Source organism: Rhodoferax sp. GW822-FHT02A01 (assembly GCF_038784515.1).
Taxonomy (GTDB): Bacteria; Pseudomonadota; Gammaproteobacteria; order Burkholderiales; family Burkholderiaceae_C; genus Allorhodoferax.
Genome location: NZ_CP152376.1, coordinates 3222225 through 3247993 on the forward strand (window position 1 = coordinate 3222225; position 25769 = coordinate 3247993).

The 25769-nt window shown below is 60.1% G+C and carries 24 protein-coding genes; 14 read left to right on the top strand and 10 right to left on the bottom strand.

The genetic code is table 11. From position 1 onward, the window contains the following. Window position 1: 1 nt before the first annotated feature. From gspD to gspG, 9 genes are all read right to left on the bottom strand, one after another. Window positions 2-2038: a type II secretion system secretin GspD gene (gspD, locus tag AAGF34_RS15090; RefSeq protein ID WP_342621106.1), complete on the bottom strand. Its 2037-nt coding sequence runs from the start codon at window positions 2036-2038 to the stop codon at window positions 2-4. A 64-nt stretch (window positions 2039-2102) separates the two neighbouring features. Then, window positions 2103-2912: a type II secretion system protein N gene (gene gspN / locus AAGF34_RS15095; RefSeq protein WP_342616543.1), complete on the bottom strand. Its 810-nt coding sequence runs from the start codon at window positions 2910-2912 to the stop codon at window positions 2103-2105. Window positions 2913-2920: 8 nt separating this feature from the next. After that, a complete protein-coding gene (gspM, locus tag AAGF34_RS15100; protein ID WP_342616544.1) occupies window positions 2921-3412 on the bottom strand; it encodes a type II secretion system protein GspM in 492 nt (163 codons plus the stop codon). After that, window positions 3412-4656: a type II secretion system protein GspL gene (gene gspL, locus AAGF34_RS15105; RefSeq protein ID WP_342616545.1), complete on the bottom strand. Its 1245-nt coding sequence runs from the start codon at window positions 4654-4656 to the stop codon at window positions 3412-3414. The genes gspM and gspL overlap by 1 nt, the downstream gene beginning before the upstream one ends. A 13-nt stretch (window positions 4657-4669) precedes the next feature. Then, a complete protein-coding gene (gene gspK / locus AAGF34_RS15110; protein WP_342616546.1) occupies window positions 4670-5647 on the bottom strand; it encodes a type II secretion system minor pseudopilin GspK in 978 nt (325 codons plus the stop codon). Then, window positions 5644-6333: a prepilin-type N-terminal cleavage/methylation domain-containing protein gene (locus tag AAGF34_RS15115; protein ID WP_342616547.1), complete on the bottom strand. Its 690-nt coding sequence runs from the start codon at window positions 6331-6333 to the stop codon at window positions 5644-5646. Before AAGF34_RS15115 ends, gspK begins: the two co-directional genes overlap by 4 nt. Then, entirely contained in the window at window positions 6333-6719 is a 387-nt protein-coding gene (gene gspI / locus AAGF34_RS15120; RefSeq protein WP_342616548.1) for a type II secretion system minor pseudopilin GspI, read from the bottom strand. The genes AAGF34_RS15115 and gspI overlap by 1 nt, the downstream gene beginning before the upstream one ends. Continuing rightward, complete coding sequence (locus tag AAGF34_RS15125) at window positions 6716-7213, bottom strand: prepilin-type N-terminal cleavage/methylation domain-containing protein (RefSeq protein WP_342621107.1); 498 nt, start codon at window positions 7211-7213, stop codon at window positions 6716-6718. Before AAGF34_RS15125 ends, gspI begins: the two co-directional genes overlap by 4 nt. Beyond that, window positions 7188-7625 (bottom strand): type II secretion system major pseudopilin GspG, encoded by a 438-nt coding sequence (gene gspG / locus AAGF34_RS15130; protein ID WP_342616549.1) that lies wholly within the window; start codon window positions 7623-7625, stop codon window positions 7188-7190. The genes AAGF34_RS15125 and gspG overlap by 26 nt, the downstream gene beginning before the upstream one ends. A gap of 46 nt (window positions 7626-7671) precedes the next feature. Here gspG and AAGF34_RS15135 point away from each other — a divergent pair, with 46 nt between their 5' ends. The 14 genes from AAGF34_RS15135 (at window position 7672) to AAGF34_RS15200 (ending at window position 25029) form a co-directional block, all read left to right on the top strand. Further along, window positions 7672-8121: a type II secretion system protein N gene (locus tag AAGF34_RS15135; protein WP_342616550.1), complete on the top strand. Its 450-nt coding sequence runs from the start codon at window positions 7672-7674 to the stop codon at window positions 8119-8121. A gap of 67 nt (window positions 8122-8188) precedes the next feature. Then, a complete protein-coding gene (locus AAGF34_RS15140; protein ID WP_342616551.1) occupies window positions 8189-10636 on the top strand; it encodes a PAS domain-containing protein in 2448 nt (815 codons plus the stop codon). A gap of 42 nt (window positions 10637-10678) precedes the next feature. Continuing rightward, window positions 10679-11245, top strand: coding sequence for a response regulator (locus AAGF34_RS15145; protein WP_342616552.1), 567 nt, complete (start codon window positions 10679-10681; stop codon window positions 11243-11245). A gap of 273 nt (window positions 11246-11518) precedes the next feature. Continuing rightward, window positions 11519-12205 carry a methyl-accepting chemotaxis protein gene (locus AAGF34_RS15150; RefSeq protein WP_342616553.1) on the top strand — a complete coding sequence of 229 codons (687 nt, stop codon included), beginning with the start codon at window positions 11519-11521 and terminating at the stop codon, window positions 12203-12205. Further along, window positions 12183-14738: an EAL domain-containing protein gene (locus AAGF34_RS15155; protein WP_342616554.1), complete on the top strand. Its 2556-nt coding sequence runs from the start codon at window positions 12183-12185 to the stop codon at window positions 14736-14738. Before AAGF34_RS15150 ends, AAGF34_RS15155 begins: the two co-directional genes overlap by 23 nt. 121 nt (window positions 14739-14859) lie before the next feature. After that, entirely contained in the window at window positions 14860-15318 is a 459-nt protein-coding gene (locus AAGF34_RS15160) for a cache domain-containing protein (protein WP_342616555.1), read from the top strand. A gap of 80 nt (window positions 15319-15398) precedes the next feature. Then, on the top strand, window positions 15399-17054 hold the full coding sequence (locus AAGF34_RS15165; protein WP_342616556.1) for a methyl-accepting chemotaxis protein: 1656 nt from the start codon (window positions 15399-15401) through the stop codon (window positions 17052-17054). Window positions 17055-17141: 87 nt separating this feature from the next. Beyond that, window positions 17142-18893, top strand: coding sequence for a methyl-accepting chemotaxis protein (locus AAGF34_RS15170; protein ID WP_342621108.1), 1752 nt, complete (start codon window positions 17142-17144; stop codon window positions 18891-18893). 132 nt (window positions 18894-19025) lie between these two features. Beyond that, the gene (locus AAGF34_RS15175) at window positions 19026-19388 is read left to right on the top strand and encodes a signal protein (protein ID WP_342616557.1); all 363 of its coding nucleotides are present in this window, start codon (window positions 19026-19028) and stop codon (window positions 19386-19388) included. A gap of 135 nt (window positions 19389-19523) precedes the next feature. Further along, the gene (locus AAGF34_RS15180) at window positions 19524-19982 is read left to right on the top strand and encodes a YccF domain-containing protein (RefSeq protein ID WP_342616558.1); all 459 of its coding nucleotides are present in this window, start codon (window positions 19524-19526) and stop codon (window positions 19980-19982) included. A gap of 198 nt (window positions 19983-20180) precedes the next feature. Further along, window positions 20181-20852 carry a hypothetical protein gene (locus AAGF34_RS15185; protein ID WP_342616559.1) on the top strand — a complete coding sequence of 224 codons (672 nt, stop codon included), beginning with the start codon at window positions 20181-20183 and terminating at the stop codon, window positions 20850-20852. 115 nt (window positions 20853-20967) lie between these two features. Further along, on the top strand, window positions 20968-23097 hold the full coding sequence (locus AAGF34_RS15190; protein WP_342616560.1) for a DUF6600 domain-containing protein: 2130 nt from the start codon (window positions 20968-20970) through the stop codon (window positions 23095-23097). A gap of 236 nt (window positions 23098-23333) precedes the next feature. Next, window positions 23334-24599 carry an integrase arm-type DNA-binding domain-containing protein gene (locus AAGF34_RS15195; protein ID WP_342616561.1) on the top strand — a complete coding sequence of 422 codons (1266 nt, stop codon included), beginning with the start codon at window positions 23334-23336 and terminating at the stop codon, window positions 24597-24599. Window positions 24600-24711: 112 nt separating this feature from the next. Beyond that, the gene (locus AAGF34_RS15200) at window positions 24712-25029 is read left to right on the top strand and encodes an AlpA family phage regulatory protein (RefSeq protein WP_342616562.1); all 318 of its coding nucleotides are present in this window, start codon (window positions 24712-24714) and stop codon (window positions 25027-25029) included. Between the two features lie 221 nt (window positions 25030-25250). Here the strand turns inward: AAGF34_RS15200 and AAGF34_RS15205 are convergent, their stop codons facing one another. Beyond that, window positions 25251-25664, bottom strand: a complete 414-nt coding sequence (locus AAGF34_RS15205; RefSeq protein ID WP_342616563.1) for a hypothetical protein — start codon at window positions 25662-25664, stop codon at window positions 25251-25253. Window positions 25665-25769: the final 105 nt, after the last annotated feature.

Genomic DNA, 25769 nt, shown 5'->3' on the forward strand with positions numbered 1-25769 from the left:
CTTACTGGGGCGCAACGATGGTGGTCGGCTTGCTCTTCACCGAGTCGGGTGGCAGGGCGGGCATGACGGAAGATTCGTTGATGGGAATCACCGTGTTGGGCAGCGGCTGGCCGGTTTGCTGCAGGCCGCGCATCTGGTCATAGCGGGTGCTGGAAAGGGCTTGCATCGCGCTGGCGTCGCGCACCACTACTGGTCGCAGAAACACCATCAGGTTGGTCTTGCTGCGGCTGCGTGACTCGCTGCGGAACAACGCACCCAGAATGGGAATGTCGGCCAGGCCGGGCACGCGGTCGTTGTTGCCCGCGTAGGTGTCCTGCAGCAGGCCGCCCAGCACGACGATGGAGCCATCATCTACCAGCACATTGGATTCGATGGAGCGCTTGTTGGTGATCAGGCCGGTGGCCGAGTTCACGCTCGAAGCTTGCACGGTGGAGACTTCCTGGAAGATGGTGAGCTTGACCGTGCCGTTCTCGCTGATCTGCGGTTTGACCTTGAGTGTCAGGCCGACGTCTTTGCGTTCAATCGTCTGGAACGGGTTGACCGTGCCGGAAGAGGTGGTGCTGGAGTTGGTGTACTGCCCGGTGACGAAGGGCACGTTCTGGCCAATGACGATCTTGGCCTCTTCGTTGTCCAGCGTCAGCAGATTGGGCGTGGACAGCACGTTGCCATCGCCGTTCTGCTCCAGGAAGCGAGCCAGAAAGCCCAGGGTGTAGACACCGTTGTTGAGCGTGGCCGCACCAATATTCAGCCCGGCGCCAGGGGTAACGGTGCCAGATGCTGCACCGGTTGCAAGATTGATGATGTTCTTGCCGCCGCTGCCGAAATTGGTACCCAGCAGTCCGATGACGGAATCCCCGTTGCTGCCACTGGCGCCTTGCCACTGGATGCCGAATTCGGCAGCGCGGTCGGCATTGACTTCGACGATCAGGCTTTCCACAAAGACCTGGGCACGGCGTCCATCGAGCTGATCGATGACGGCGCGCAACTGCCGGTACTGCGGGTCGGGTGCCGTGATGATGAGCGAATTGGTGGCCACATCCGCCTGCACTTGCCCACCCGTGGTGGTTTGCGAGGCAGTGGACGCCGTTGTCGAGGTTCCAGAGGTGCCGCTTGCAGGTGTGGCTGCGCTACTGGCGGCATGCACTTCGCCGGACATGACGGCGCGCAGTGTGGCGGCCAGCTTGGTGGCGTCGGCGTTCTTGAGCGTGACTACGTGGATGTTGCCGGTACCGCCATCACCCTGCACCGTGGGCTGGTCGAGCCGCGCAACCAGCGACTTCACCAGCGCCACCCGTGCCGGGTTGGCGGCGCGCACGATGAGTGCATTGCTGCGTGGTTCAGCAATGATGGTGGTCTTGAAGCTGGTGTCGGCCTGACCGGCCGCAGGCGCGGCGCTCACGCCACTGTCCACCAGGCGCAGTACCAGGGGCGCGAGATCGTTGGCAATGGCGTACTTCAGCGGCAGGATTTCCAGGTCGCTGCCATTGGCCACGTCGCTTGCCGCGATGATGCGGGCGATGCGCTGCAGGTTGTCCGCGTAGTCGGTGATGATGAGCGAGTTGTTGCCCGGGTTGACGTTGATGACGTTGTTGGGACTGATCAGCGGACGCAGCACCGGTAGCAGGTTGGCCGCACTCTCGAAGTTGAGCTTGAAGATCTGCGTGACGATCTGGTTGCCCAGCGCGTTCTTGCCACTGGCATCGGCATTGACCGCACCGCTTTGCAGCTTGGCATCGGCTTCGGGCACCACCTTGTCCAGTCCGGCGGACTCCACCACGGTGAAGCCTTGCAGGCGCAGGGCGGCCAGGAACTGGTTGTAGGCAGCAGCCGGGGAGACCGGTTTGTCGCTGCTCAGGTTGATGGTGCCCTTCACGCGCGGGTCCAACACCACCTGGCGGCCTGTCATGCTGGACATGGCGCGGGCGACCGATTCAATCTCGGCGTTGACAAAGTTCAGGGTGACCGGCGCTCCCTTGGCTGGCACGTCGGCAGCAGGCGTGGCGGCTTGGGCGAAGGCAAGGCCGCAGGTCAGGCCCATGACCAGACCCAGGGTGCAAGCCCAGGCGCTGACGGGTGTGAATGGCAAGGTGTTTCGCATGGTGCTAGCCCAGGGTAATGACAGACCGCGCGCCATCGCGCCGTCCCATGATGTTGAGAAGATTGGAAAGCTCGGCTTCGTGGTCGGCATCGGCGCGCGCCTCTCCCGTGAAGCGCAGATGCGATGCGGTCCAGCGGCCCGTGCCCTTTAGTTGCAGGCTTCCCTGCACCGTGCTCAGGTCCAGCTGCGGCTGGTCTCCGCCCTGCAGTGACAGCTTGTAGGAGCCCAGTGGACGCAAGGTGGAAAGCCGGGAACTCAGGGCCGGCATTTCCAGGACCATGGCACCCTCCACGCGGATACGGTCCACTGCGGAAACGAGAGTCAGGCCCGGTGTGTGGAGCAAAAAGGCACCTTCAAACTGCGCCGTGTTCCAGGGTGTGCCCAGGCCTGCCAAGAGGGCAGCAGGCCAGGTGGATTGGCCTGCCAGAACTTGCAGGCGCCATCCGCGCAGACCCGGTGTGAATGTCAGTTGCTGGGGCTGGGTGGTACAGCAATCCGCCTGCAGGGACAGGTGCATGGTGCCTAGGCCGGGGCGCAGGTCCCATTGCACGCGACCCGGCAATCGCGCCGCGTCGCTGCTGCCGGGACCGCCGGTAAGGCCCACTTGGGCTGATCCGTGCCAGACCGTGCCGCGGCTCTCGCGTAGTACTAGCTGGCCGTTGGTTGCGGCAAAAGCGGCACGCTGCACCCACACTGCGGGCGCGAACACCAGCGTGGCGGCGATGGCTCCGAGCAAAGCGCCCACGCCCGCCCACCACCAGGTGCCGCGGCTGGCCGACATGCGGGAGGAGGAGCGTGCGCGTGGATGGGCCATGGGGAGATTCAGCGCGCTGCGGGCGGCAATTGGAACACCAGCGTGCCAGTCCACAGCGGCAGCGCCGAACCGGCGTCGCGCTGCAGATGGGCCTCCACCGGGCTCAGGCCCGAAGCCGATTGCGGAGCCAGCCATTGCGCCAGATCCTGCGCACTGACCTGTTTGAGCGAGAGTGTGGCCTGCTCACCCAGCACCTGCAGGGTGGCGTTCTTGCCCAGCGCGTTGGCAGCGGACTGCAGGGTCTTGAGGGAATCCTTGGGAATCAGGGCCGGTTTGGCCTGCAACTGGGTGGCGCGCACTTGCAGTGCCTGCATGCGCTCCAGCTCGGCGGCCAAGGCGGCACGCTGGGGTTCCACGCTCTTGAGCGTGCGCAATGTCGGCGCCACCAGAATGCCCCAGAAGACGGCTAGCACGACCACCAGTGCGGCAACAGCCAGGCCACGTCGCTCCCGTGCGGCCAGCGCGGCCCAGCGGACTTGGAGTGTTTTCTGCCAGGTCATCAGCGTTGTTCCTTGGGTTCGATCACCAGCGCGTCGTCCTGCAGGCGCGAGCGCAGACCGCGCGACTCTAGTGCCGTGTTGAGGTCCGTGACATGGCCTGGCGGCAGGCCAGTTGTCTTCAGGCGAATCTGCCGGCCACTGAAATCGATGCTGGAAACGGCGGTGGTCGGCGGCGCCATGGTGGTGACCAGAGACAGCACCCGGCCCAGGTCCGCATCAGACCCCATGCCGCGTGCGCGCGCCAGGTCATCGACCGCCCTTTGCATTTGCAGCGGCGCGTCAATGACCAGCTGAATGTCCGGAAAGGTCTGGCGCAGCACGCGCTGGATGGCGCTGCGCTGCTCATCCAGGCTGCGTCGTTGCTGCCAGGCCATGGCGTTGAGTGCCACCACATGCACCAGCAGCAATGCGGTCAGGCCCCAACGCACGGGCCGCCACTGGGGTGCCTGCAACAGTTGTTGCCAGCCTGCACGCAGGCGCTTGCCCAGTCGGCCGCTGGCCGAGGCGGTGAGTTCCATCTGCGCCAGGTTCCAGGGCGAGCGGGCGGCCTCCAGCACATGCTCTGCATGGGACTGTAGCGACACGCGGTTGCCAAAATGGGTTTGCGCCAGAGCCATTGCCGCGGGCTCGGCGCGGATTTCCAGATCGGCATCGGCCAGAGCCAATGCCAGGCCTGCACCCTGCAAAGGCAGCAGGCGCACGCCCTGGGCGTCGCAGATCTGCAGTTGGGCATCAGGTCCTTCACCTACCAGCAGCGCGTGGGCAGCGCCTGCGGGCGCCGGCGTGCACTCAGCCGCAATGCGGCTTACCGCGCGGCCTGCAACTTCCAGCGCCTGCAGGTGGCCGTGCAGCCAGGCGCGGTCGCATATGGCGACCCAGGCGTTGGCAGCGGGTGCCGGCTCGCTGGTCATGGCCGCAAAGACGGCGAAATGCAGGTTGTCGGCATCGTCCAGCAACTGCTCTTCCAGCACGCCGGATAGCACCGCGCGTGCACGCGCTGGCTCCAGGCGGGCGCTCAACAGGCTGCGCAGCACGCGCTCGGGCACGGTGACACAGTGCCAGGACACGGACTGCGCCGGAATCAGGGCTACCACTTCGGTACCGCGCCCTGGCTGCGCCGGCAGCAACGAAGCCGCGGCACGGCCGTGGGCGCCCACCTGCTGGCCGTCTGGCGTGAGCACGTAGTCGTATTCAGGCGTGGCTGCGACGGCGGTGGGTGGGAGGGTGAGGATCAATGTGGACATGGCTTCAGTGCGCTCATTGTAGGGAAGCCGTTGTGGCGCCATGCAGTGCCTCGCGCTGGCGCCAGATCACCTTGGTCGCGGTGCCGTTGCGCTCTACCAGTGAGACCTCCTGCACGGCGGAGTCTCCCAGGCGCAAACGGCCGCGCACTGCGAAGTAGTGGCTGCCCACACTGAAGTCCTTGGCATCTGGCTGCGTAGCGGAGCCCTCGCGTATGCCGGCGGCCTTGAGTGCCTCGGAAACGGTCTTGTAGTGCATGGTGGCGCGCTCGGTCACCATTTGCTGGGCCCGTGCCAGCTCCAGGCCTGGCACGGCTGCGTGCAGCACTTCGGCTCCGGCCGTGTTGAGGTTCAGCGGCGTGGCCACGGGCAGCAGTGTCGCGTAGGGGAGAAGGGCATCCACGGTGTCCTGCGTCAGTCCCAGCCACACCAGTTGGTCCATGCGATAGGGTTTGAGCGGTACCGTATCGGAATTGTTGTTCGTCTTCGTATCGGTACTGCTTGCTTCGCTGGCGGCATAGTTGTCCACCATGCGTTGGAGCTGGGCCTTGGGTAAACCCAGCGTGTCAAACAGCCGGGCAAAGGCCAGGTAGCTGGACGGGTTGGGCTTGCCGTCCTGCACCAGATTGCGCACGTTCAACAGGGCCTGCTGGTCGCTGATCTGGCCCGACAGAAAGGCGTCCATGGCATCGTCCGTGTTGTTCTTGTCCACGGCCAGGAAGCTGGAAAGGCGGGCCTCCTGCAGCGGCAAGGCCCAGGGCTCGGACAGGTGGTCCACATCGCCATTGCGTGCGTCCTCCTGCAGGATCAGGCGCGCCCAGTCCAGGGCGCCGTTAAGTACCCATTGCATTTGCGTGCGGGTGCGCTCGGCAGCTTCGATCTCCACACTGCGCCACTGTTGCCACAGGGCGGCCGCGGCAAAGGTGGCGACCAGCGTCACCGTAAGCATGGCAGTGAGCAGGGCCGCACCGCGATTGCGCAGCATGCGGGTCATGACTTGGTTCCTGAAGCGGTGGAGCGCATCCAGTCGTGGCTGATCTTGCCGCTCAGCGGTGAGTCCTGTGGCAGCGTGAGTTGCAGGCGCACGCCGTCCGGGTTGACGGCTGATGCCTCGCTGCTGGAGCCAGGGTTGGTCCAGGCATCGCCCCGGTAGTAGAAGATCTGCCAGTCCACCAGCGGCACGATCTGCACCTGCTGTTTGCGGGTTGCGTCATCGGGGCTTTGGGCCCAGAGTGCGGCCTGGGTCCAGGCGTCTTGCAGGGCGTTGCGGCTTTGCACTACCGGCGATTGCCAGCGCAGCCAGACCTTGCGTCCGTTTTCGGCTCTGCTGGTCCAGGCCACCACGCGTAGGCCGGGCGCACCGGCTGTGCTGCTGTAGCGCGTGATGCGAAACACCAGGCCGTTCCATTCGAGTGGGCTGGGCAAGGTATTGATGGCGCGCGGGTTGGTCAGGTCTGTCGCCATGGCGTCGAGGTCGGCGCTCCACTGGGCCAGGCCATTGCGCAGTGTCTGCAGCGCATCTGCGCGCGCCTGGGTCTGCGCTTGCGCCTTGCCCATGGCATCCAGTCCGCGCCAGCTCATCAGGCTGAGCAGGGCCATCACCATCAGCGCCACCAACAACTCCACCAGAGTGAAGCCCCGGCTGTCCCGGCGTGGTGTCGGGATGGGCAGGCTGTGCATCAGTTGCGCCCCATCACGGTGGTGATCTGCATCAGCACGTCCGTGTCCTTGAATACCCGCGCATCCAGGCGCAGGAAGTTGGGGTTGGGTGTGGGGCGTACGCTGGTCTGCACCCGCAGATGCTGACCGGCCTGCTCACAGTCGGTGTCGGTATCGCCTACACCGGGCATCTGGCGTGCCAGGCGTTGCTTGATGAGTTCGTTTTCGGCACAGAGCTGTGCCAGCAGGGCATCGGACTGGCGCTCTGCATTGCGGGTCAGTGAGGCGGTGGCTTTCAGGCCGGCCGTCAGTGCGATCGCCACAATGCCCAGTGCGACCAGCACTTCAATCAGGGTAAAGCCGCTGTGCCGCTTGCGTGGCAGGCCATCTGCGTGTGGGCGGTTCATGGCGAATTCCCGCTTTGCGCTTGTCCGGCAACAACTGGCTGCACGGTGAATGGGCGCAGTCCGTCGGTTTGTACACGCCACACAGCTCCGGCCATGCGCGTGTTGGTCAAGGTCACGGACTGCGGTGCGATGATGGGATCGGGCCCCAGTTCCAACATGATGGGTGTTGCCGTGGTATCGGCATCCAGCCAGTTGCCGGGCAAGGCATCCTTGGGCAGTCCGTCAAAACGAAAGCCGCTGCCCGTATTACGCCATATGACCGCCACGCCCAGCATGCGCGATTGCGCGCGGGCGGATTCCAGCAGGGCGGCCAGCCGCTGGGCTTCACGTTCTATCTGGGTCTGCGCGCTGTCGCGCATGGCAAAGGCCACGCCTGCACTGGCAATGGCGATGATGCTGACCACCACCAGCAGCTCCAGCAGCGTAAAGCCGCGCTGGCGCGCTGGTGTGTGGGGTTTGAAGACTGCCTTACTGCCAGCTGCCGATATCCGCATCTTTGCCTTCGCCACCAGGCTTGCCATCGGCACCCAGCGACAACACATCCACTTCGCCCTTGATTCCCGGATTCAGGTATTGGTAAGCGCCGCCCCAGGGATCGGTGGGCAATTTGTCCAGATACGGTTTCCAGTTGGGCGGGATCGGGTCGGTGGTGGGCTTGGCCACCAGTGCCTGCAGGCCTTGCGCGGCGGTGGGGTAGCGCTGGTTGTCCAGCTTGTAGAGTTTGAGTGCCTGCACCAGGTTGCCCACATCGGTCTTGGCGGCGGTGACGCGTGCATCGTCTGCTCGGTCCAGCACATTGGGCACGATCAGTGCGGCCAGCACGCCAATGATGACCAGCACCACCATCAGTTCAATCAGTGTGAAGCCCCGCGCCTGACGGCGGGTGCGAGCGGAAACAAAATTCATTGGGCAAACCCTTGGGGACTAAGGCGTCACGATGATAATCGCGAATATGCAAGTTACCACGCCCAACCTCTGGATACCGCGCCTGTCTGCGTTTGCGCTCGGACTGCTGCTGGCGCTGAGCGTTGGCTACTGGGTGTTGCACTGGCCGTCCAAGGAGTTGGGCCGAGAGCTGCCGGCTCCAGCCGCTGCCAACGATGCTGTCCTGGCCAAGCCGGAGGAAATCGCACGGCTGTTGGGGGCTGTGGCCGCACCGATGGGCAATACCGCGACAGTGGATGCAGCCAGCCGCATCCGTCTGACCGGCATCATTGCGTCTCCCGGTGGTCAGGGTGTGGCTCTGCTGTCCATCGATGGCAAACCGCCCAAACCGTATCGTGTGGGCAGCACACTGGAAGAAGGGCTGGTGCTGCAATCCGTCGAGTCGCGGCGCGTGGCGTTGTCCGGTGATGCCAAGGGACCGGTGCGTATGCGCCTGGAGCTGCCGACACGTCCGTAAGCCGGATTGCTGGATAGTTTGTCTATGATCTTCGCAAGCTGCGGGGCAGTGCTTGGATCATTGATCAATGTCAATTACAAAATACAAACTATCCATCCGGACGTGGCTTTTCATTCTGGTGCTGGCATGCTGGATTCCGTTGGGGGTTTTTGTATTCGGTCAGTTTCTGGCCAATGACCAGAACGCGGCACGCGTAGCCGCAGTGGCCCAGATGCGCGAGCTGGCGCGCACAACCTCCATGGCCATAGACCTGACGCTGCGTGACAACGAAGCCATGATGCGTCTGCTGGCCGAGGAGTTCAAGGGCAATCCGCCTGCCAAGATGCCAGGCTTCCAGGCCGAACAGTTCATGGGAATTCATCCGCTGGTGAACAACCTGACGCTGCATGATTTGAATGCCAACAACCTGTATTCGTATCTGCCCAACCCTACGCCTGCCCAGGATGCCAAGGACTTTGCCTGGGTACAGACTGCAATTGCCGCCGAGGGGTTTCATGCCAGCGACGCTTTTCAGGGGCGCTTGAGCGGCAGATGGGTCAGTGTCTTCACCTATCCAACCCATGACCGCATGGGCCGCAGAACAGGTTTCATCAGTGCATCCATCGATTTGATGCGTCTCAACGCGCGCCTGCTGGCCAAGATCCCCAGCACCGTTGCGGTTGCCGTGCTGGACCGCGATGGCAAATTCTTGCTGCGCACACAAAGCCCCGAGGCTTGGATCGGCAAGCCCGGTCCTCTGGGGCTCTCACCCGCATTTACTTTGCAACGCGAAGGCGTGTTGCAAGTGCAGAGCGTAGAAGGTGTGAGCAAGCTGGTCGCCTATGAGACAAATCCCGCGACAGGTTGGCGTGTGGTTGCCGGCGTGTCGGAAGACCGCGCCTTGGCCGACTATTACGCGTTGCGCAGGCAAACCCTGTTCACAGGATTGGTACTGGTCCTGACCTCTTTGGGCTTGGCCTGGGGCATTGCCTCACTCATTGCTGCACCCATAACCGCACTGGCGCAGGCATCGCAGAACAATACGGAGTCTGCAATTCCGATTCCCGTGGTGCCCAGCGGCCCGTTGGAAATACAGACCGTGGCCCAGCAATTCAACCGCATGGTCGAGTCGCAGCACAGGAGTCTGGCACGTCTGGCCGAGTCCGAGGCACGCTGGAAATTTGCCCTGGAAGGTTCTGGGGATGGTGTCTGGGACTGGAACTTTGTAACCCGGCACGCCTTCTACTCACGCAGATGCAATGAAATACTCGGCTTTGAGGACGGTGAGCTGCCCAGCACCATTGACGAATGGGCAGTTCGTACCCACCAGGAGGACTACGCGAGGGTGGTTGCGGTCGGCAGGGCCCACATGGACGGGGAGTCGCCGTCCTATGCCACGACGTTTCGCATCCGTTGCAAGGATGATTCCTACAAGTGGGTCCTGTCCCGTGGCCTGGTGGTGGAACGCGACTACAAGGGCCATCCCTTGCGCATGGTGGGCACCATCACCGACTTCTCCCAAATCAAGCAGCGTGATGACGACTTGCGCACCGCAGCCATCGCGTTCGACAGCCAATTGCCCATGTACATCCTGGATGACGAGCGCCATTTCAGGCGCGTCAATCGCGCGTTCTCCGAGATGACCGGCCTTTCCATCGAGGAGTTGAGAGGCCAAAGGCCGGAGGTGTTGCTGGCGCATGGACAGAACGACCCTGAACGCATAGCCGCCTTTTGGAGGCGATTGGCGCAAACCGGCGAAGCCAGCGACGAATTCCTGGCGCATAGCCGGTTTGGAGATTCGATTTCCATCGTCACCAACCTTTCCGTGGTGAAAAACGACAGCGCTTCCGTAGTGGGCTATGTGGGCACGCTGACCGACGTCACCGAAAGGAAGCGTCAGCAAGTGCAGCGCGAGGCGGAGCAGGAGGCGCATCGAACCGCTCTGGTGCGCGAAGTACATCACCGGGTCAAGAACAACCTGCAAGGCATGATCGGCATATTGCGGGAGTTCGGTCGCAGCCATCCCGAAACCATGGAGCCGCTGACTCAGGTGATCAGCCAGATCCAGAGCATTTCGGTCATACATGGCTTGCAGGGTGAGACTTCGCTATCGCAGGTTCGGCTGTGTGAGTTGACGGAATCCATTGCCTCCAGCATTGCTGCGGCCCGCCAGGTCAGCATCGCGTTCCACAGGCCGGACCAGTGGCAGCCCTGCATCATTGAATCCAAGGAAGCAGTCCCCATTGCGCTGGTATTGAATGAGCTGATACTCAATGCGGTCAAGCATGGTGATGCAGCAAAGGGCTCGGTGCGTATCGCCATGGAAAAAGGAGAGACCGAAAGCGTGGTTCGCATTGTGATCAGCAACTACGGCGATTGGAGCCAGAACGCAGTCGGCAAACAGGTAGGCTTGCAGCTGGCGGAGACGCTTTTGCCACGGCAGAGCGCAACGCTCATCAGAAACACACAGAATAATCAGGTGGTGACCATACTGGAGTTGGGAGCTCCCGTCATCACACTGGGTCAATGGGAGTAAATAAATTTGATTGATGAAGGTTTGGGTAAACAGCCCCACCTGTTGTTGGTTGACGACGACAGATTGATTCTTGCCACGCTTTCCAGTGGATTGCGTCATGCAGGTTATGAGGTGAGTCTGGCCGATTCGCATGATGAAGCGGTCACGGTGCTTCAAAGCGGCATCCGGCCCGACCTGTGCATTCTGGACGTGCAGATGCCGGAGCAGGGTGGCCTGACCCTGGCCGAGAAGTTGCGTGACTTCTACCATCTGCCATTCATCATGTTCAGTGCATATAGCGACGATGAAACGGTCAAGAAGGCCTCTGCCGCGGGCGCCCTGGGTTATCTGGTCAAGCCCATGGATATCCAGCAGATGGTGCCGACGATAGAGGCTGCCATGGCGCGCGCCCGGGAGCTGAAAACGCTGCGTGTCAACAGCGTACAACTGCAGAACGCACTGCAGGCGGAGCGCGATGTGAATGTGGCGGTGGGCATCGTCATGATGCAGCACAAGCTCCAGCGCAACGATGCATTCAACCTGCTGCGCAATGCGGCGCGCAAGCGACGCATGAAACTCTCCGAGCTGGCGACCGAACTGATTCAGGCCGGATCTATTCTGAGTCTGTAGCTATGTAATGGTTAGGGTCGATAGACAACTTGCCAAAACTGAGATAACCTGAAATTCAATTCATCTGGAAGTGCCGTAACCCCGCCTACCAGACTTTGAGGCCCTGAACACGCCTTGCCAATCTGATCCATCGCGCTCGCAGCGCATGGCAACAGTGACCAAAGGTACGCGAGGCGGACGTGTTCGATTCATATTTCAAACCAGACTCTCCCTATCTGCAGCTGCGATTGGCAATTGACGCCTGCCTGAACCGTTTGGTACAGGACTAGTGCCATGCGGACCAACCTGCCGGTTTCGCAGCGCGAGTACGCGTTCCTGGTGATGAGACTCTGCTGTCTACCACCGATACCCAAAGCCACATCACGTACGCCAACGCGGCCTTTGTTGCTCTCGGGTGCAGTCATCGTTGCCACCGTGGGCACCATCTGTCTGGGTGTTGGCACGGTACTGGGTGTGGCGGCCATGGTCGTGGCAAGTCTGGCGGTGACGGACGCTGCCATAGAAAACCAGCTGAGCACGCCGTTGAAGTGGGTGCTGAAAGTGGCTGAGCAAGGGGGCAATGCCATGGGCAATGTGGTCTCCACCATAGACCTGATTTCTGAATTGAGCCGCCGCATTGCCGACATCATCAGCGTGATCAACGGGATTGTCTTCCAGACCAATATCCTGGCACTCAATGCAGTGGTGGAAGCCGCGCGCGCAGGTGAGCAGGGGCGCGGGCTTGCATTCTTCGCTCCTGAAGTGCGCAGCCTTGCCGGGCGTTCATCCGCAGCAGCCAAGGAACAGAACCTGGAGATCTCGCAGGTTGGAGATGTCATGGCCTCGCTGGAAGATGCTGCATGGAAAAACGCCACCATGGTTGAGCAGAGCAGTGCTGCGACCAGCAGCATGAGTGAACAGGCGCAATTGCTAATGGACGCTGTGAGAGTTTTTTCAGATGCCGCCGTACACGCACACTGAACCCGTTGACGATGCGCAGGCAACGCATGCGCATCCCTACCAGATGGCTGTTGGCTGGGTCCTGCTGACGTTGGCCATGCCGCTGCTGTGGCGTTTGACGCAAGACGGGCAGTCCGCATGGGGTGATGCCAGGGATTTCAAACTTTGGCAGACGTCGGCAGAAATACTCTGCGTCGTCCTCGCGACACTGGTGTTCATCACTGGGTACCGGGCGATTGCGTCCACGCGACAGGGGGCGGCGACGCTGCTCGGTGTGGGCTTTCTTGGCGTTGCGGTATTCAACCTGATCCATCTGTTGAGCCTCTTTGGTTTGCCAGGGCGCTATGGTCTGGACGCGCCGCTGATGTCCGCCGTGTTCTGGCTTGCCACGCGACTGCTGGCGACAGCATCACTGCTGTACTACACGGTGTCGCGCAGGAGCTCGGGAATTGCTCCGAGAACAAGGCGCCTGGCCGTTGTCGCCATGCTGGTGGTGGCCTATTCGCTGGGATACGCGGGCTTGCACTGGTCCGATCAATTGGCAGAGTTTCTGCCCGGGCTACAGAATCAAAATCCGGAGCTTCCCGGATTCGAGTGGGCTGTTGTGGCAATGAGTGCCATAGCCGTGGTCGTGCTCTGGCGCCGAAGAAAGGCCTTGCAGAACGAATGCCTGGTCGCGCTGCGGTTCTCTGCCGCGTTCCTGGGCGTATCGGCGTTGTGCTTCATGCAGACCGGGATCAACGTCAGCGATGCCTCCAGCGCATCGGGCTACTTCTACACGCTGGTGGCCTTTCTTTACCTGTTTCATGCCACGTTCAACGAATCGATCAGTCGTCCGCTGGTGCGATTGCAGATGCAACTCAATCGGGAGCAGCACATTCTGGAGGCCGCACCCGATGCCGTGATGTGGGTGGATACCAGCGGCGTCATTCTGTTCGGAAACCCCGCTGTAAAGGAGCTGACCGGCTATGTCAGCGAGGAGCTCGTTGGCCGGAATGTGTCGATCTTCCTGCCGGAACCCCTGCGTGAGAAGCACGCGCGCTCTATTCAGGACTACTTCACCAAACCCCATTCCCGCGCCATGGGTCTGATGGATATCCGGCTGCAGCGAAAGGACGGCACTTCCGTGCCGGTGGATATCTCCCTGGGCCATTGGGTCGAGGATGGCGTTCCCTACGCCATCGCTTACATACGCGATCTGACCGAGCGCAAGCGCTTTGAAGAGTCATTGCGCCACCGCGCCACCCATGACGAACTTACCGGTCTGGCCAACCGCTGGCTGTTCCGGCTGCAACTCGGTCAAGCCGTGGCACGTGCCGCGCGCAATGGGCAGCAGGTGGCCATTCTGTTCATTGACCTGGATGACTTCAAAAATGTGAATGACAGCTTTGGCCATGCGAGCGGTGATGCGCTCCTGGTCCAGACGGGTGCCAGAATCCGCAGCCAACTCAGGGAGAGTGATACGTTGGCCCGCATGGGGGGCGACGAGTTTGCCATTCTGTTGACGGACCTGTCGGACGTCAGCGAGGCCTTGGGCGTCGCCAGCAAAATCGTGACCCATCTTCAACTGCCCTATCCGTTGCAGGACCAGGAAGTGCATTCCGGGGCCAGCGTGGGTCTGGCCTTCTTCCCCAGCGACGGTCGTGACAGCGAAACCCTGCTGCGCTACGCGGACATGGCCATGTACCAGGCCAAGCGCGCCGGTCGTGGCACCTATGCCTGCTATTCGAAGGACATGGATGCCAAGGTGCGCGAAGACATGCGCATGCATGGCCGCCTCAAGGACGCGATCCTGCAGAAGCGTCTGCAACTGCATTACCAACCGCAGGTGGATGTGTCCACAGGCCTGATCGTGGGTGCAGAGGCGCTGCTGCGCTGGAATGATCCAGTGCTTGGCGATGTGTCACCTTCGCGCTTCATTCCGCTGGCCGAATCCACCGGCCTGATATTGCCGCTTTCAGAGTGGGTGCTGGAAGCCGCCTGCCAGCAAATCGCGCAGTGGGCTGACGCAGGTACGCCACTGTGCGTTGCCGTGAATTTCTCGGCGCAGCAGTTCCGCCAGGCGGATCTGCCGGCAAGAGTCCATCGCCAGCTGCAGGCCGCGGGTGCGCAGGCTGACTTGCTGGTCGTCGAGATTACGGAAACTGTGGCCATGGCGCAGCCCGAGCAGGCCCGCGAGCAACTCAATGCACTGGTGGCCCTGGGTTGCCAGGTCGCGCTGGATGACTTCGGCACCGGCTATTCATCGTTGGCTTACCTCAAGGTGTTGCCGGTCAACAAGCTCAAGATAGACAAGCGCTTTACCGAAGGCGTGCCCGATGACTTGAACGATGCGGCCATTGCCAAGGCCATCATCCTGCTGGCTCACAGCCTGGGCATGACACTGGTGGCCGAAGGCGTTGAGACGCCTGAGCAGCTCGGCTTCCTGCACCAGCACGGCTGCGAGCTGTATCAGGGCTGGCTGTATTCCAAGGCCATAGAGGCCAGTTCCATGACCAGTCTGCTGCAAGTGCAGCTGCGCGAGATTTCCCAGTTTTCCGAATTGAAGCGCTGAAAGGAGGCTCCAACCGCGTACGTATTTAAGTAACCACTTTTTTCTCACCTATTTATTTTTACAAGGGTGAAGACGGTCTTTCCAGATACCGCCGTTCATTCGCCCAATATTGGAGCAAACCATGAAAATCTTCCGTGCCTTTCTCGTTGTGATCGTTTCTGCATTCCTGTCCCTGTCTGCCATGGCTGAAGACCATGGCACCAAGGACGAAGCCAAAGCGCTGGTCAATGCAGCCCTGGCCCATATCAAACAGGTGGGCAACACCACTGCCTTCAACGACTTCAATACCGACAAGGCGACCTGGACCAAGAAGGATCTGTATGTAGTCGTGCAGGACACCAAGGGCGTGGTGCTGGCCCACGGTGCCAATGAAAAGCTCGTCGGCAAGAACCTGATCGACTTCAAGGACCAGAACGGCAAGCTCTTCGTGCAGGAACTGATCGCCACCGGCACCAAGGGTGAAGGCTGGGTGGACTACGACTTCAGCAACCCCGTTAGCAAGAAGGTGGAGCCCAAGTCTTCCTACGTCAAGAAGATCCCCGGATTCGACGGCATCGTTCTGGTGGGCGTTTACCGCTAAGCAATACCGGAGGGGCTTGGCTCCAGCCGGATCCGATCCCCCTCCAATTTTTCGCTTGATGCAACGAGAGGGCAATCCCCATGACTTTCAAATTTGACAGGTTGTCTCTGATGACCAAAGTGGCACTGGCACCTTCCATGGTCCTGCTGTGCCTGCTGGTGGTGTCGTCCTTTGGTGTGTGGACTTCGCAGAAGACTTCACAAACGCTGGAATTCCTTACCCAAAAAAGTTTTGTGAACGTGACGCACGTGGCAGACGTGCGCGAGCGCGTGGTTGCCGTGAACGGGATGGTGATGCAAAGCATGGCCTTTGCCGGTGCCGGCCTCAAGGCTGATGTCATCAAGACGTTGGACGGCAAGATTGCCGCCGAACTCAAGGCCACGCAGGCGCAGCTGGACCAGTTGCGCGAGCTGTTCTCCGGTGATACCGACTCCACGGCCAAGCTGGAGCGCTTGAGTGCCGCCTTTCAGAAATACACCAAGGCCGCGCTGGATACCCTGGACATGAAGGACGCCGATCTGAGCACTGCGGCCATCATGATGAGCACCGCCGAGACGGCCTACAGCGAAACCCGCGCCCTATCCAGTGAGCTGTTCAAACACGAGGTTGAACAGGCGGACGCCAGTGGTGACAAAGCCTTGGCCAGTCTGGTTACGGGTAATCGCACGTCGGTTGGCATGGCTGCACTGGCGCTGTTGCTAGGCGTGTTTCTGACCTGGTATATCGCCCGACGCATTGTGCAGCCGCTGCGCGAAGCGGTGGCCATTGCCAGAGATGTGGCATCCGGCAACTTGCGTTTGCGCCAGGCACAGGCTGGTACCGATGAAACCGGCCAGGTACTCAATGCGTTGGGTGAGGTGACGCAACGCCTCAACGGAATGATTGCAGAGATCCGCAATGGTGCCGAGCAGATTGACACCGCCGCCAGCGAAATCTCCACCGGCAACAACGACCTGGCAAGCCGCACCGAGCAGACTGCTTCGGCGCTGCAGGCCACATCGGCATCGGTAGCCGATCTGACCAACACCATACGCGTCAACTCCGACACGGCCAGACGTGCGCGTGACCTTGCTTCCGAATCCGCCCAGATCGCGCAAAAGGGTGGCAGCGATGTGGCCGAGGTGGTGACCACCATGGACGCCATCAGCGTGCAGGCCAAACGCATCAGCGAAATCATAGGCACCATTGACGGCATTGCGTTCCAGACCAACATCCTGGCGCTCAACGCCTCGGTGGAAGCGGCGCGTGCAGGCGAGCAGGGTCGCGGCTTTGCCGTGGTCGCCAGCGAGGTTCGGGAACTGGCCCAACGCAGCAGCAATGCGGCAAAAGAAATCCGCACGCTCATCAGCGCCTCTGCCGATCAGGTGGCCTCCGGCACGACCAAGGTCCATGCCGCGGGCGAGACCATGCGCCAGATCGTGGCTTCCATCGGGCGCGTGAGCACCCTGGTGGCCGAAATTTCTCAAGCTACTGCGGCTCAGGCGGACGAAATCCATGGTGTGAACGAAGCGGTATCGGATATGGATCGCAGCACCCAGCAAAACGCTGCACTGGTGGAGCAAAGCGCTGCCGCAGCGGAGTCTCTGAAGTTGCAGGCCGCTGTTCTGGTGAAGTCCATATCGGTATTCCATGTCTCGGATGCCGGGCACAAAGACAACGCGCCGCTGTATTTGCCCGCAGCAAATACACGTGCGTTGCTTCAGGGCAATTCTGGGCCTTTGCTGCAAGGGGCGTGATAGCATGCATCGCGCCTTGTGGGTTGCCCTTGAACCTCTCAAGTCTTCACTATTACAAACAGGTTGGACATGTCAATTTTTAGCGGAATGAAGGTGTCGAGCCGACTCGCCCTCGGCTTTTGCACCGTTGCATTTATCGGTGTTGGCGTAGCCGCCTACAGTGCCGTCAAAATGCACACACTTGCGGCGAACCTGCAAGAAGTGTCGGGTGACAAGATGGTCAAAGTGGCGAAGTTCACGCTGCTCATGGACAACCTCAATACCAACGCACGGGCCGTGCGCAACATGCTGATATACGATGATCCTGCAGTGCGCGAAGCCGAGCAGAAGAAGCGGGCCGAGACAAAGGAGTCCAACGGCACACTGCTGAAGGAGCTCAACGAAATCATCGTCAAGCCCAAGGGCGTTGAGCTGATGAAGGCCATCAACGATACGCGTCCGCTCTACAGCAAAGCTATGGACAAAGTTATCGCCGCCATCGAGAAGGGTGACAAGGCTGAAGCCAGCAAGGTGTTGCTGGATGAAGTGCGACCATTGCAGGCTACGTATTTCAAAGCGGTTGATGACTCGCGCACCTTGCAAAAGCAGTTTGCCGATGAAGTGGCGAACGAGGCCATTGCGACTGCAAATTCTGCCACCGTGGTCATGGGTGCGGCAGCCGTGTTCATGCTCATCATCGGTGGCTTGATCGGCTGGCTGGTTTCACGCGACCTGTCGCGCGCCCTGGGTGCCGAACCCGGCGAACTGTCTGAAGTGGCGGGCCAGGTGGCTGAAGGTGATCTGCATGCACCCTTGCAGGTGCGCTCTGGCGACACTGGCAGCGTGATGGCCGCCATGGCACGTATGCAAGCCTCGCTCACCCGCGTGGTCACCACGGTGCGCGCGGGCTCAGAAGGTGTGGCCACGGCCAGCGCCGAGATCGCGCAAGGCAACTCCGATCTCTCGTCCCGCACCGAGAGCCAGGCCAGTGCTCTGGAAGAGACGGCCGCCTCCATGGAGCAGCTCAGCGCACAGGTCAAGCACAACGCCGACAATGCGCGCCAAGCCAATCAGCTGGCCAGCAATGCATCGAGTGTGGCCGTGCGCGGTGGCGAAGTGGTTGCCCGCGTGGTGGAGACCATGAAGGAAATCAACGACTCCTCCAAGAAGATATCCGACATCATCAGCGTGATCGATGGGATTGCCTTCCAGACCAACATCCTGGCGCTCAACGCGGCAGTGGAAGCAGCCCGTGCCGGAGAAGAGGGCCGCGGCTTTGCCGTGGTCGCCAGCGAAGTGCGCTCCCTGGCAGGCCGCAGCGCCGAGGCCGCCAAGGAAATCAAGAACCTCATCAACGCCAGTGTGGAGCGCGTGGAGCAGGGCACCGTGCTGGTTGACGAGGCCGGCACCACCATGGCCGAAGTGGTCGGCTCCATCCGCAAGGTGAGCGACTTGGTGGGCGAGATCAGCTCGGCCAGCAACGAACAGGCCGCAGGCGTGGCCCAGGTGGGCGAGGCCGTCACCCAGATGGACCAGGCCACCCAGCAAAACGCCGCACTGGTAGAGCAGATGGCTGCCGCCGCCAGCAGCCTCAGATCACAAGCCGGCGATTTGGTGGAAACCGTGGCCGTCTTCAACCTGGGCGCCAATGCACAAGCCAGCGTGGTGAAGACAACCGTGCGCGCACCTGCATCCAAGGCTGTGCCCTTCAAGGGCACCGAACGACGTCTGGAGAGCAAGCCTGCCGCCACTACTTCTGCCCCCAAGCCTGCTGCGAAGAAGCCGATTTCCTTGCCCAAGCTGGCCGCCAAAGCCAAGGTGGCAGTTGCTGCGGGTGAGGATGATTGGGAAACGTTTTAGGCTGGGCAATGCCATAGTGCCCAGCTTCACTCAATCTTCACACATTCGTGTAGACGGCATATCAGCAAGAGCGTTGTAGGTGTAGGGTTTCAAGTGTTTTGAAGCCCGCTGCAAACTGCAAAGGAATTTCAAATGCGTTCACAAGTTCGTGCTCTTACCATCGCTCTCGGCCTGCTCTGCGCTGCCTCGGCATTTGCGCAAACAGCTGCACCTGTAGCCGCCAAAGCAAGTGCACCTGCCGCTGTAACGGCCCCTGCAACCGCTACCCCGGCTGCCAAGCCAGCCACGACTGCCGCCACAAAGGGTGCTGCGCCTGCGGCGGCTGTCGCTGCTACGGGTGGAGACGGCAAGGTTTGGGTGAACACCAAGTCCAAGGTCTACCACTGTGAAGGTTCCAAGTCTTATGGCAAGACCAAGGCCGGTGAGTACATGGCGGAAGCGGACGCCAAGGCAAAGGGCTATCACGGTGACCACGGCAAGACCTGCGGCAAGTAAGACTGCGGCAACGGCAACAACCAAGGGTGCTTCGGCACCCTTTTTTGCTGGTCGATTTGCGGGCAACATTCCTGTCCCGGTGAGCGACTCAGCCAATCGATTGGGGTACATTGGTGGCGAGTGGGGGAGGAATAAATGAGAATAATTGGAAACGTTTTGTGGTTTGTCTTCGGCGGCTTCTGGATGGGCCTTGGATGGTGGCTCGCCGGCATCATTTGTGCGCTCAGCATCGTGGGGCTGCCCTGGGCCAAGGCCTGCTTTGTCATAGGTCGGTTTGCCTTCCTGCCCTTCGGCAAGGAGGCAATCAGTCGCGCTGAGCTGACTGGTGCCGAAGACGTTGGAACAGGCGCCTTGGGCATGGTTGGCAACATCCTGTGGTTTCTGGTCGCTGGCGTATGGCTTGCGATTGGGCACGTAATCACAGCATGCGCTTGCTTTATCACCATCATCGGCATTCCGTTCGGAATTCAACACTTGAAGTTGGCTGGGTTGGCCCTGGCGCCTGTTGGCAAAACGATTGTCAGCAGCGAAGAGGCCCTGTCCGCCCGGCTGTACGCTGCACAAATGCATGTGACACGTCAACGTCCTTATTGAAGGTGGGGGCTGAGTGCGACGCTGTCGCCCAGTCAGCACCCATGCGCATTTGTAAATACCGGTAACAGACTGTTCAGACGAGGAGATGGGGTAGGCGAAGGGTCGTCGGCCTGCGTTCTTGGAGCAAGGGCATGCGCCAATATCTTGAACGCACGGCCTGAATGGCGAACCACCTGGTTCAACTCAAGAAAGATCCCTATGTCTGCAATCAAACAATTGGCGATTCTCTCAGTGGCCCTGGTTTCCTCGGGTGTCGCTCTTGCTGACGACTTCGGGCGCGTGCTGTCGTCCCAGCCCATACTTCAGCAAGTCGCTGTGCCACGGCAGGTTTGCTCAACGCAACAGGTTGAAGTTCAACAGCAGAAGTCTGGAGCAGGCGCCGCCATGGGCGCTATTGCCGGTGGCGCCATTGGCAACTCCATTGGTCGGGGTTCTGGCAATGTCGCCGCGACAATGCTTGGCATTGTGGGCGGCGCGGTCCTGGGCGACCGTATTGAGGGGGCTCCTGCGAGTCACCTCGAGAACGTTCAGCATTGCTCAACCCAAAACTTCTACGAGAACCGGACTGTCGGTTACAACGTGACCTACTTGTTTGGGGGGCGCCGTTACTCGGTTCAAATGCCTAACGACCCGGGTCCCACCATCCGCGTTCAAGTGTCTCCCGCTAGCGCCCAAGTGCAGCCTGAATACCCAGTGGAAGAGGTGGTGACTGCGCCGATTTACCCATATCAGCAGCCCACAATCATTGAGTCACGCACCATTTACCAGCCGTACTACGAGTATCCGGTCCACCTGGGAGAGCGTTTTCATCATCGCCATGACTGGCGGGATGAGCATCACGACGAACATGGTGATTGGCATAGGGACTAAGTCGCGCTACTCGTTGCGTATGCCAGCGCACAGCCATTTCAGCATTTGCTGGTTAGCCTGAAGAGCGGATCGAATGGTGCCCGTGTAGGCACGGACTTCTGCAAAGGAAAACACCATGAATACAGCAATCATTGGCATGGGGCTCAAAGCGTTCGTCAGCGTCGTCTTGCTCTCGGTGTGCGCGATAGCCACGGCCGAACCTCCCGCTCGAGTTGCCCGCCTTGGCTATGTCAGCGGCACGGTGAGCTTTGCCCCAGCGGGTCAAACCGATTGGATACAGGCCGCACTGAATCGCCCGGTAACCACGGGTGACCGTCTATGGGTAGATGACCGTTCACGCGCAGAAGTGCAGATTGGCGGAGCGGATATTCGATTGGGTGTAGCCACCAGTGTGACTGTTCTCAATCTGGATGATCAGATGGCGCAGGTGCAGATCTCGCAGGGGTCACTCAAGCTGAGAGTGCGACGCATGGCGCAAAACCAGACTTTTGAGATAGACACGCCCAATTTGGCATTCGTGCTGCATCATCCGGGCGAGTACCGCGTCGACGTAGACCCGAATGGCGCTTCGACAGCAGTAATGGTTCAAAACGGCGAAGCCGAAGTGTATGGGGATGGCGCTTCTTATGCCGTCACGTCGCACCGGGGGTACCGCTTCTATGGCAACGATCTGTCAGATTACGACATCCTGGCAACACCTTATGGTGATGATCTGGAGCTTTGGTCGCGTGAACGGGACGGCCGCGCAGACAACTCGCCATCCGCTCGTTATGTGTCGAGTGAAGTTGTAGGCTATGAAGATCTTGACTCGAACGGAACCTGGCGGGCCGATCCAAACTACGGATACGTGTGGACACCATCGCACGTACCCGCAGGCTGGACACCTTATCGCGATGGCCGCTGGGCCTGGATCGACCCTTGGGGTTGGACTTGGGTGGATGATGCGCCGTGGGGCTATGCAGTGTCGCACTATGGCCGCTGGGCCAATATGGGGAACTCTTGGTGCTGGGTTCCCGGCCCACCCCGCGAACAGGCGGTATATGCACCAGCACTGGTGGTGTTTGTCGGGGGGGCCAATTTTCAGGGTGTGTTCGCCGTAGGCGCCGTGGCTGCATCGGTAGGTTGGTTCCCGCTGGCACCGCGTGAGGTCTACAGACCAACATACCAGGTCAGCCGTAGCTATTTCGAAAATATCAACCGCAGTAACGCGGTCATTGCGCCAGCAAATATCGTCAACGTCTACAACACCATCAATGTCACGAAAAATACGGAGGTAGTAAACAACACCACCAACGTGACGCAGACCTATGCCAACCAGCAGGTACCGGGTGCAGTGGTGGCGGTTCCCCAGCGCGTGTTTGCGCAATCCCAACCCGTGGCCAAGGCTGTGTTGCCAGTATCGAAGACGGCAGCTCTGGCGGCACCTATCGTCTTGACGGCGCCGGTGGCCCCTGTGATTCAAAGCGTGCACGGAGGTTCTTCTGGCGCAGAAGTGAAACCGCCGGTACACGCCCAGGCAGCAGTCACTCACACCGCACCTCCACCGCCCCCAGTGCCATTCGTGGCTCAGCAAGCATTGCTGGCCGCAAAGCCTGGCGCGCCCATTGACGATACGCACCGCGGACAATTGAAACCGGCCGCGGCCACAGCCAATGCGCCCGTCGTCAGCGTTCTGGCGCCTTCCAAGACGCCCGCGTCAGTAGCTTTGCCACCGGCGACCCGGCCCTCCGGAAAGACACCTGAAACCCGTAAAGCCGAATTGCCGGCAAACGCGGCAACGCGTGTTGATGCAGCCAGGACCGATAACGCAAAGAGCGACACTGCACCTGCAAATGTTGTCAAGGCTGCGGATGCTGCGAAGTCTGCAAACGCCCCTGTGCCAAAGGCTGAAGTATCCAGGCCTGATGCCACCAGAGTCGATGCTGCAAGGGCCGAAGCTGCCAAAGTCGACGCAGCACGTGCAGTAGAAGCGAGGTCCGCCGCCATGAAGGCTGAGGCAGCAAAGGTCGACGCGGCGCGTGCGAACGCCGCAAAGGCCGATATGGCAAGAGCCGAAGCCCTAAGAGCCGAGGCAGCAAAGGCCGCCAAAGTTCAACAGAATGCTGTAAGACCCATGGCACCGAAAACCGAAGAATCCAGGCCGCCAGCCAAAGAAATGCATGTGCCCGCGCCCCGATCGGCAGCTGAACTGAAATTGGAGGAAGAAAAGAAGCGGGCTGAAGAGGAGGCCGCCCACAAGCGTTGACCGGATTCTGTCCGTTTGAACGCCAAACGGTTGTGGCGAAAAGGCTAATCGCCTTCATGGCGAACGTGTGAGGGTGGCGGAGACTGTGTCCGTAGAACTGGCGTATTGAGAACTCTCACACCGTCTCATTTCCCAAGCATCCATGCGGGTTGCAGAGGGAAGGCCGTTTCTCACGGTATCTTGACATCTCACCCAATCTCAAATTTAATGGTACATATTTGGGTACATAGGTCTATATGCCAAAGATTGCCAAGGAGATGGGCGCGCTGGATGTGAGTCGTCTCAAAGAGGTTGGGTTTCATGCCGTGGGTGGCGTGGCAGGCTTGGGTTTGCAGATCGTTGAGACGGGTGCCAAGAGTTGGGTTTTGAGAACCATGGTTGGCGGTAAGCGCCGAAAGATGGGGCTCGGTGGTTTTCCTGACGTGACCTTGGCGACAGCGAGAGAGAAGGCGCGCCAGGCCAAGCTGAAGGTACACGATGGCGAAGATCCCATTGATCAGCGCCGGAGTAAGCGGCAGGCCCTCAAAGCAAGCCGCGCCCAGGACGTGACGTTTAGGACTTGCGCTGAAAACTACATCACCGCCCATTCCCCCGAATGGACAAACAAGAAGCACGCCGGCCAATGGACCCGAACTCTTGAGACTTACGCATTTCCGGTCATTGGTGATTTGTGGGTGCGCGATGTAACTGTCTCGCACGTTCTTCAGATCCTGCAACCCATTTGGCTGACCAAGACCACGACCGCCGTGAATGTGCGGGGCAGGGTAGAGGCTGTTCTCAGTTCGGCAAAGACACTCGGTCTGCGGTCCGGAGAAAACCCGGCCGCGTGGAAGGACAACCTCGACAATCAATTGGCATCACCCAACAAAGTGAAGAAGGTTCGCCATCACCCAGCGATTCCGGTCAACGAGGTTGGTGCCTTCATGGCGGACGTTCGGCAACAAGACGGCATGTCCGCCAAAGCGTTGGAGTTCCTGATTCTGACCAGCGTCCGGTCGCACAACGTCAGGCACGCAACCTGGCCTGAAATCGACTTTGAGACAAAGACTTGGGCCATCCCTGGCGAGGATGGTGACGACGATGGAAATGGCCAGCGTATGAAGTCAGGGGTTGCGCACCGCGTCCCACTGTCCAAGCAGGCAATCAAGCTACTCAATGGCTTGAACCGTGTGGGCAATACGGACTTGATCTTTCCTTCTCCCCGGAAGGGCGCCCAACTGTCGGACATGGCCATGAACAAGCTCATGCGGGACATGAGCGCCAACGGCGTGCCCCATGGCTTCCGCTCTACGTTCAAGGATTGGGCGCTCGAGCGTACCAACTTCCAACATGAAATATCAGAAAAGGCGCTGGCGCACACGGTTGGTGACGCTGTGGAGCGGGCCTACCTGCGAAGCGATGCATTTGAAAAGCGCCATCGGATGATGCAGCAGTGGGCTGACTTTTGTGACAAGGACCAGAAGACAATAAAGGACAAGGTGGTTCCCATCCGGGCCGCGTGAGAGCCGATTGCATTGCGCTGAGCGGAGTGCACATTCTGCTGAGCGGAGGTGGCGACTTTTGTTTGAGCTTTAGAGAGACTTCAGTCTTCTCAACTGCGAAAGCGAATCTCTCATGAATTTCAATAACCGCCCCGAAGCATCCCCCCAAAACACCCAAAAGGCGGAAGACGGCCACGCCCAAGGAATCAAGGAGCGTCTGCAGGAACTGATGATGCACATGCCTGCAGCGGGATACATCCGTCAGGCTGGACTGATTCCCCACATCGTTCCATTCAGCTCGGCGACCCTTTGGCGGATGGTCAATGCAGGTACGTTTCCAGCGCCTTATAAGCTCTCCGCGCGAATCACAGCCTGGCGCACTGGGGAAGTGATGGCATGGGCCGAGAAGAAGCCCAAAATTCGGGTCCACAAGCGCAAGGCCAATGATTGAAAATTACGCTTGCGCCGGTTCGGGCCAGTCAAGATATCTAAAGGCCATACATCAACGTAGACGCTGCTCGGCACTACTCAACCGTTTGGATCGAGTTAGAGCGGGCCATTGACGACGGTTTTCAACTTCAGAGGATTCAAGCTGCAAATGGAGTTCTTCTTGAGGTTCTTAGCCGTGTAAACAAGTTTGGAATTCAGGGGAGTGGGCGAGCGACGCGGCTACTACTCCTCTGCGGGTTCCGTGTCGGATTGCAAAGCGCTCTCTGGAGGGAGATAGAACTCGCCTTTCCAGTTGTGATGTTGATAGAGGTCCACTAAGTCGATTCGATGTCCTTGCCCAACCCATTGAAAGTGCAACACCCAGTCCGAGGTTTGGTATTTCGGATGCTGTTGAACATAAACGGGCAGACCGATGTGATAGTGCCAAAGTGAATTTGTGTAAGCGTAAGCGTACTTTGGATCACCGGGAGACAAGCTGCTCCATGATGGAGCTATCTTTCCAGGGTACTGACTGAAGTCAACTAGCCCTACGGACTGAAACTTACCGATGAATTCGGTAATTTTTAATTGCTGGTCAGGTGGAAACCTGGTGAACTCTTGTGCGAACTGCGCTTTGAAACTGACTACAAATGTCATTTAGCGCTTGTTACCGATTCAAGAATAAATTGTCGAATTTCTTCAGCCGACATTCCTTGCGGGATTACCGTGGAATCGGTGGACAGCGCTCTTTTCATTCGACCC

Bases quoted from the DNA above. Each gene is read 5' to 3' on its own strand.
- AAGF34_RS15185 (WP_342616559.1), top strand. From the start codon at position 20,181: ATGTCTGCAATCAAACAATTGGCGATTCTCTCAGTGGCCCTGGTTTCC.
- gspK (WP_342616546.1), bottom strand. From the start codon at position 5,647: ATGACCCGCATGCTGCGCAATCGCGGTGCGGCCCTGCTCACTGCCATG.
- AAGF34_RS15160 (WP_342616555.1), top strand. From the start codon at position 14,860: ATGAAAATCTTCCGTGCCTTTCTCGTTGTGATCGTTTCTGCATTCCTG.
- gspD (WP_342621106.1), bottom strand. From the start codon at position 2,038: ATGGGCCTGACCTGCGGCCTTGCCTTCGCCCAAGCCGCCACGCCTGCT.
- AAGF34_RS15175 (WP_342616557.1), top strand. From the start codon at position 19,026: ATGCGTTCACAAGTTCGTGCTCTTACCATCGCTCTCGGCCTGCTCTGC.
- AAGF34_RS15190 (WP_342616560.1), top strand. From the start codon at position 20,968: ATGAATACAGCAATCATTGGCATGGGGCTCAAAGCGTTCGTCAGCGTC.
- AAGF34_RS15155 (WP_342616554.1), top strand. From the start codon at position 12,183: ATGCCGCCGTACACGCACACTGAACCCGTTGACGATGCGCAGGCAACG.
- AAGF34_RS15170 (WP_342621108.1), top strand. From the start codon at position 17,142: ATGAAGGTGTCGAGCCGACTCGCCCTCGGCTTTTGCACCGTTGCATTT.
- AAGF34_RS15150 (WP_342616553.1), top strand. From the start codon at position 11,519: ATGCGGACCAACCTGCCGGTTTCGCAGCGCGAGTACGCGTTCCTGGTG.
- AAGF34_RS15140 (WP_342616551.1), top strand. From the start codon at position 8,189: ATGTCAATTACAAAATACAAACTATCCATCCGGACGTGGCTTTTCATT.
- AAGF34_RS15135 (WP_342616550.1), top strand. From the start codon at position 7,672: ATGCAAGTTACCACGCCCAACCTCTGGATACCGCGCCTGTCTGCGTTT.
- gspM (WP_342616544.1), bottom strand. From the start codon at position 3,412: ATGACCTGGCAGAAAACACTCCAAGTCCGCTGGGCCGCGCTGGCCGCA.
- gspL (WP_342616545.1), bottom strand. From the start codon at position 4,656: ATGTCCACATTGATCCTCACCCTCCCACCCACCGCCGTCGCAGCCACG.
- gspG (WP_342616549.1), bottom strand. From the start codon at position 7,625: ATGAATTTTGTTTCCGCTCGCACCCGCCGTCAGGCGCGGGGCTTCACA.
- AAGF34_RS15205 (WP_342616563.1), bottom strand. From the start codon at position 25,664: ATGACATTTGTAGTCAGTTTCAAAGCGCAGTTCGCACAAGAGTTCACC.
- AAGF34_RS15195 (WP_342616561.1), top strand. From the start codon at position 23,334: ATGCCAAAGATTGCCAAGGAGATGGGCGCGCTGGATGTGAGTCGTCTC.
- AAGF34_RS15125 (WP_342621107.1), bottom strand. From the start codon at position 7,213: ATGCGGATATCGGCAGCTGGCAGTAAGGCAGTCTTCAAACCCCACACA.
- AAGF34_RS15115 (WP_342616547.1), bottom strand. From the start codon at position 6,333: ATGCACAGCCTGCCCATCCCGACACCACGCCGGGACAGCCGGGGCTTC.
- AAGF34_RS15200 (WP_342616562.1), top strand. From the start codon at position 24,712: ATGAATTTCAATAACCGCCCCGAAGCATCCCCCCAAAACACCCAAAAG.
- gspN (WP_342616543.1), bottom strand. From the start codon at position 2,912: ATGGCCCATCCACGCGCACGCTCCTCCTCCCGCATGTCGGCCAGCCGC.
- gspI (WP_342616548.1), bottom strand. From the start codon at position 6,719: ATGAACCGCCCACACGCAGATGGCCTGCCACGCAAGCGGCACAGCGGC.
- AAGF34_RS15165 (WP_342616556.1), top strand. From the start codon at position 15,399: ATGACTTTCAAATTTGACAGGTTGTCTCTGATGACCAAAGTGGCACTG.
- AAGF34_RS15180 (WP_342616558.1), top strand. From the start codon at position 19,524: ATGAGAATAATTGGAAACGTTTTGTGGTTTGTCTTCGGCGGCTTCTGG.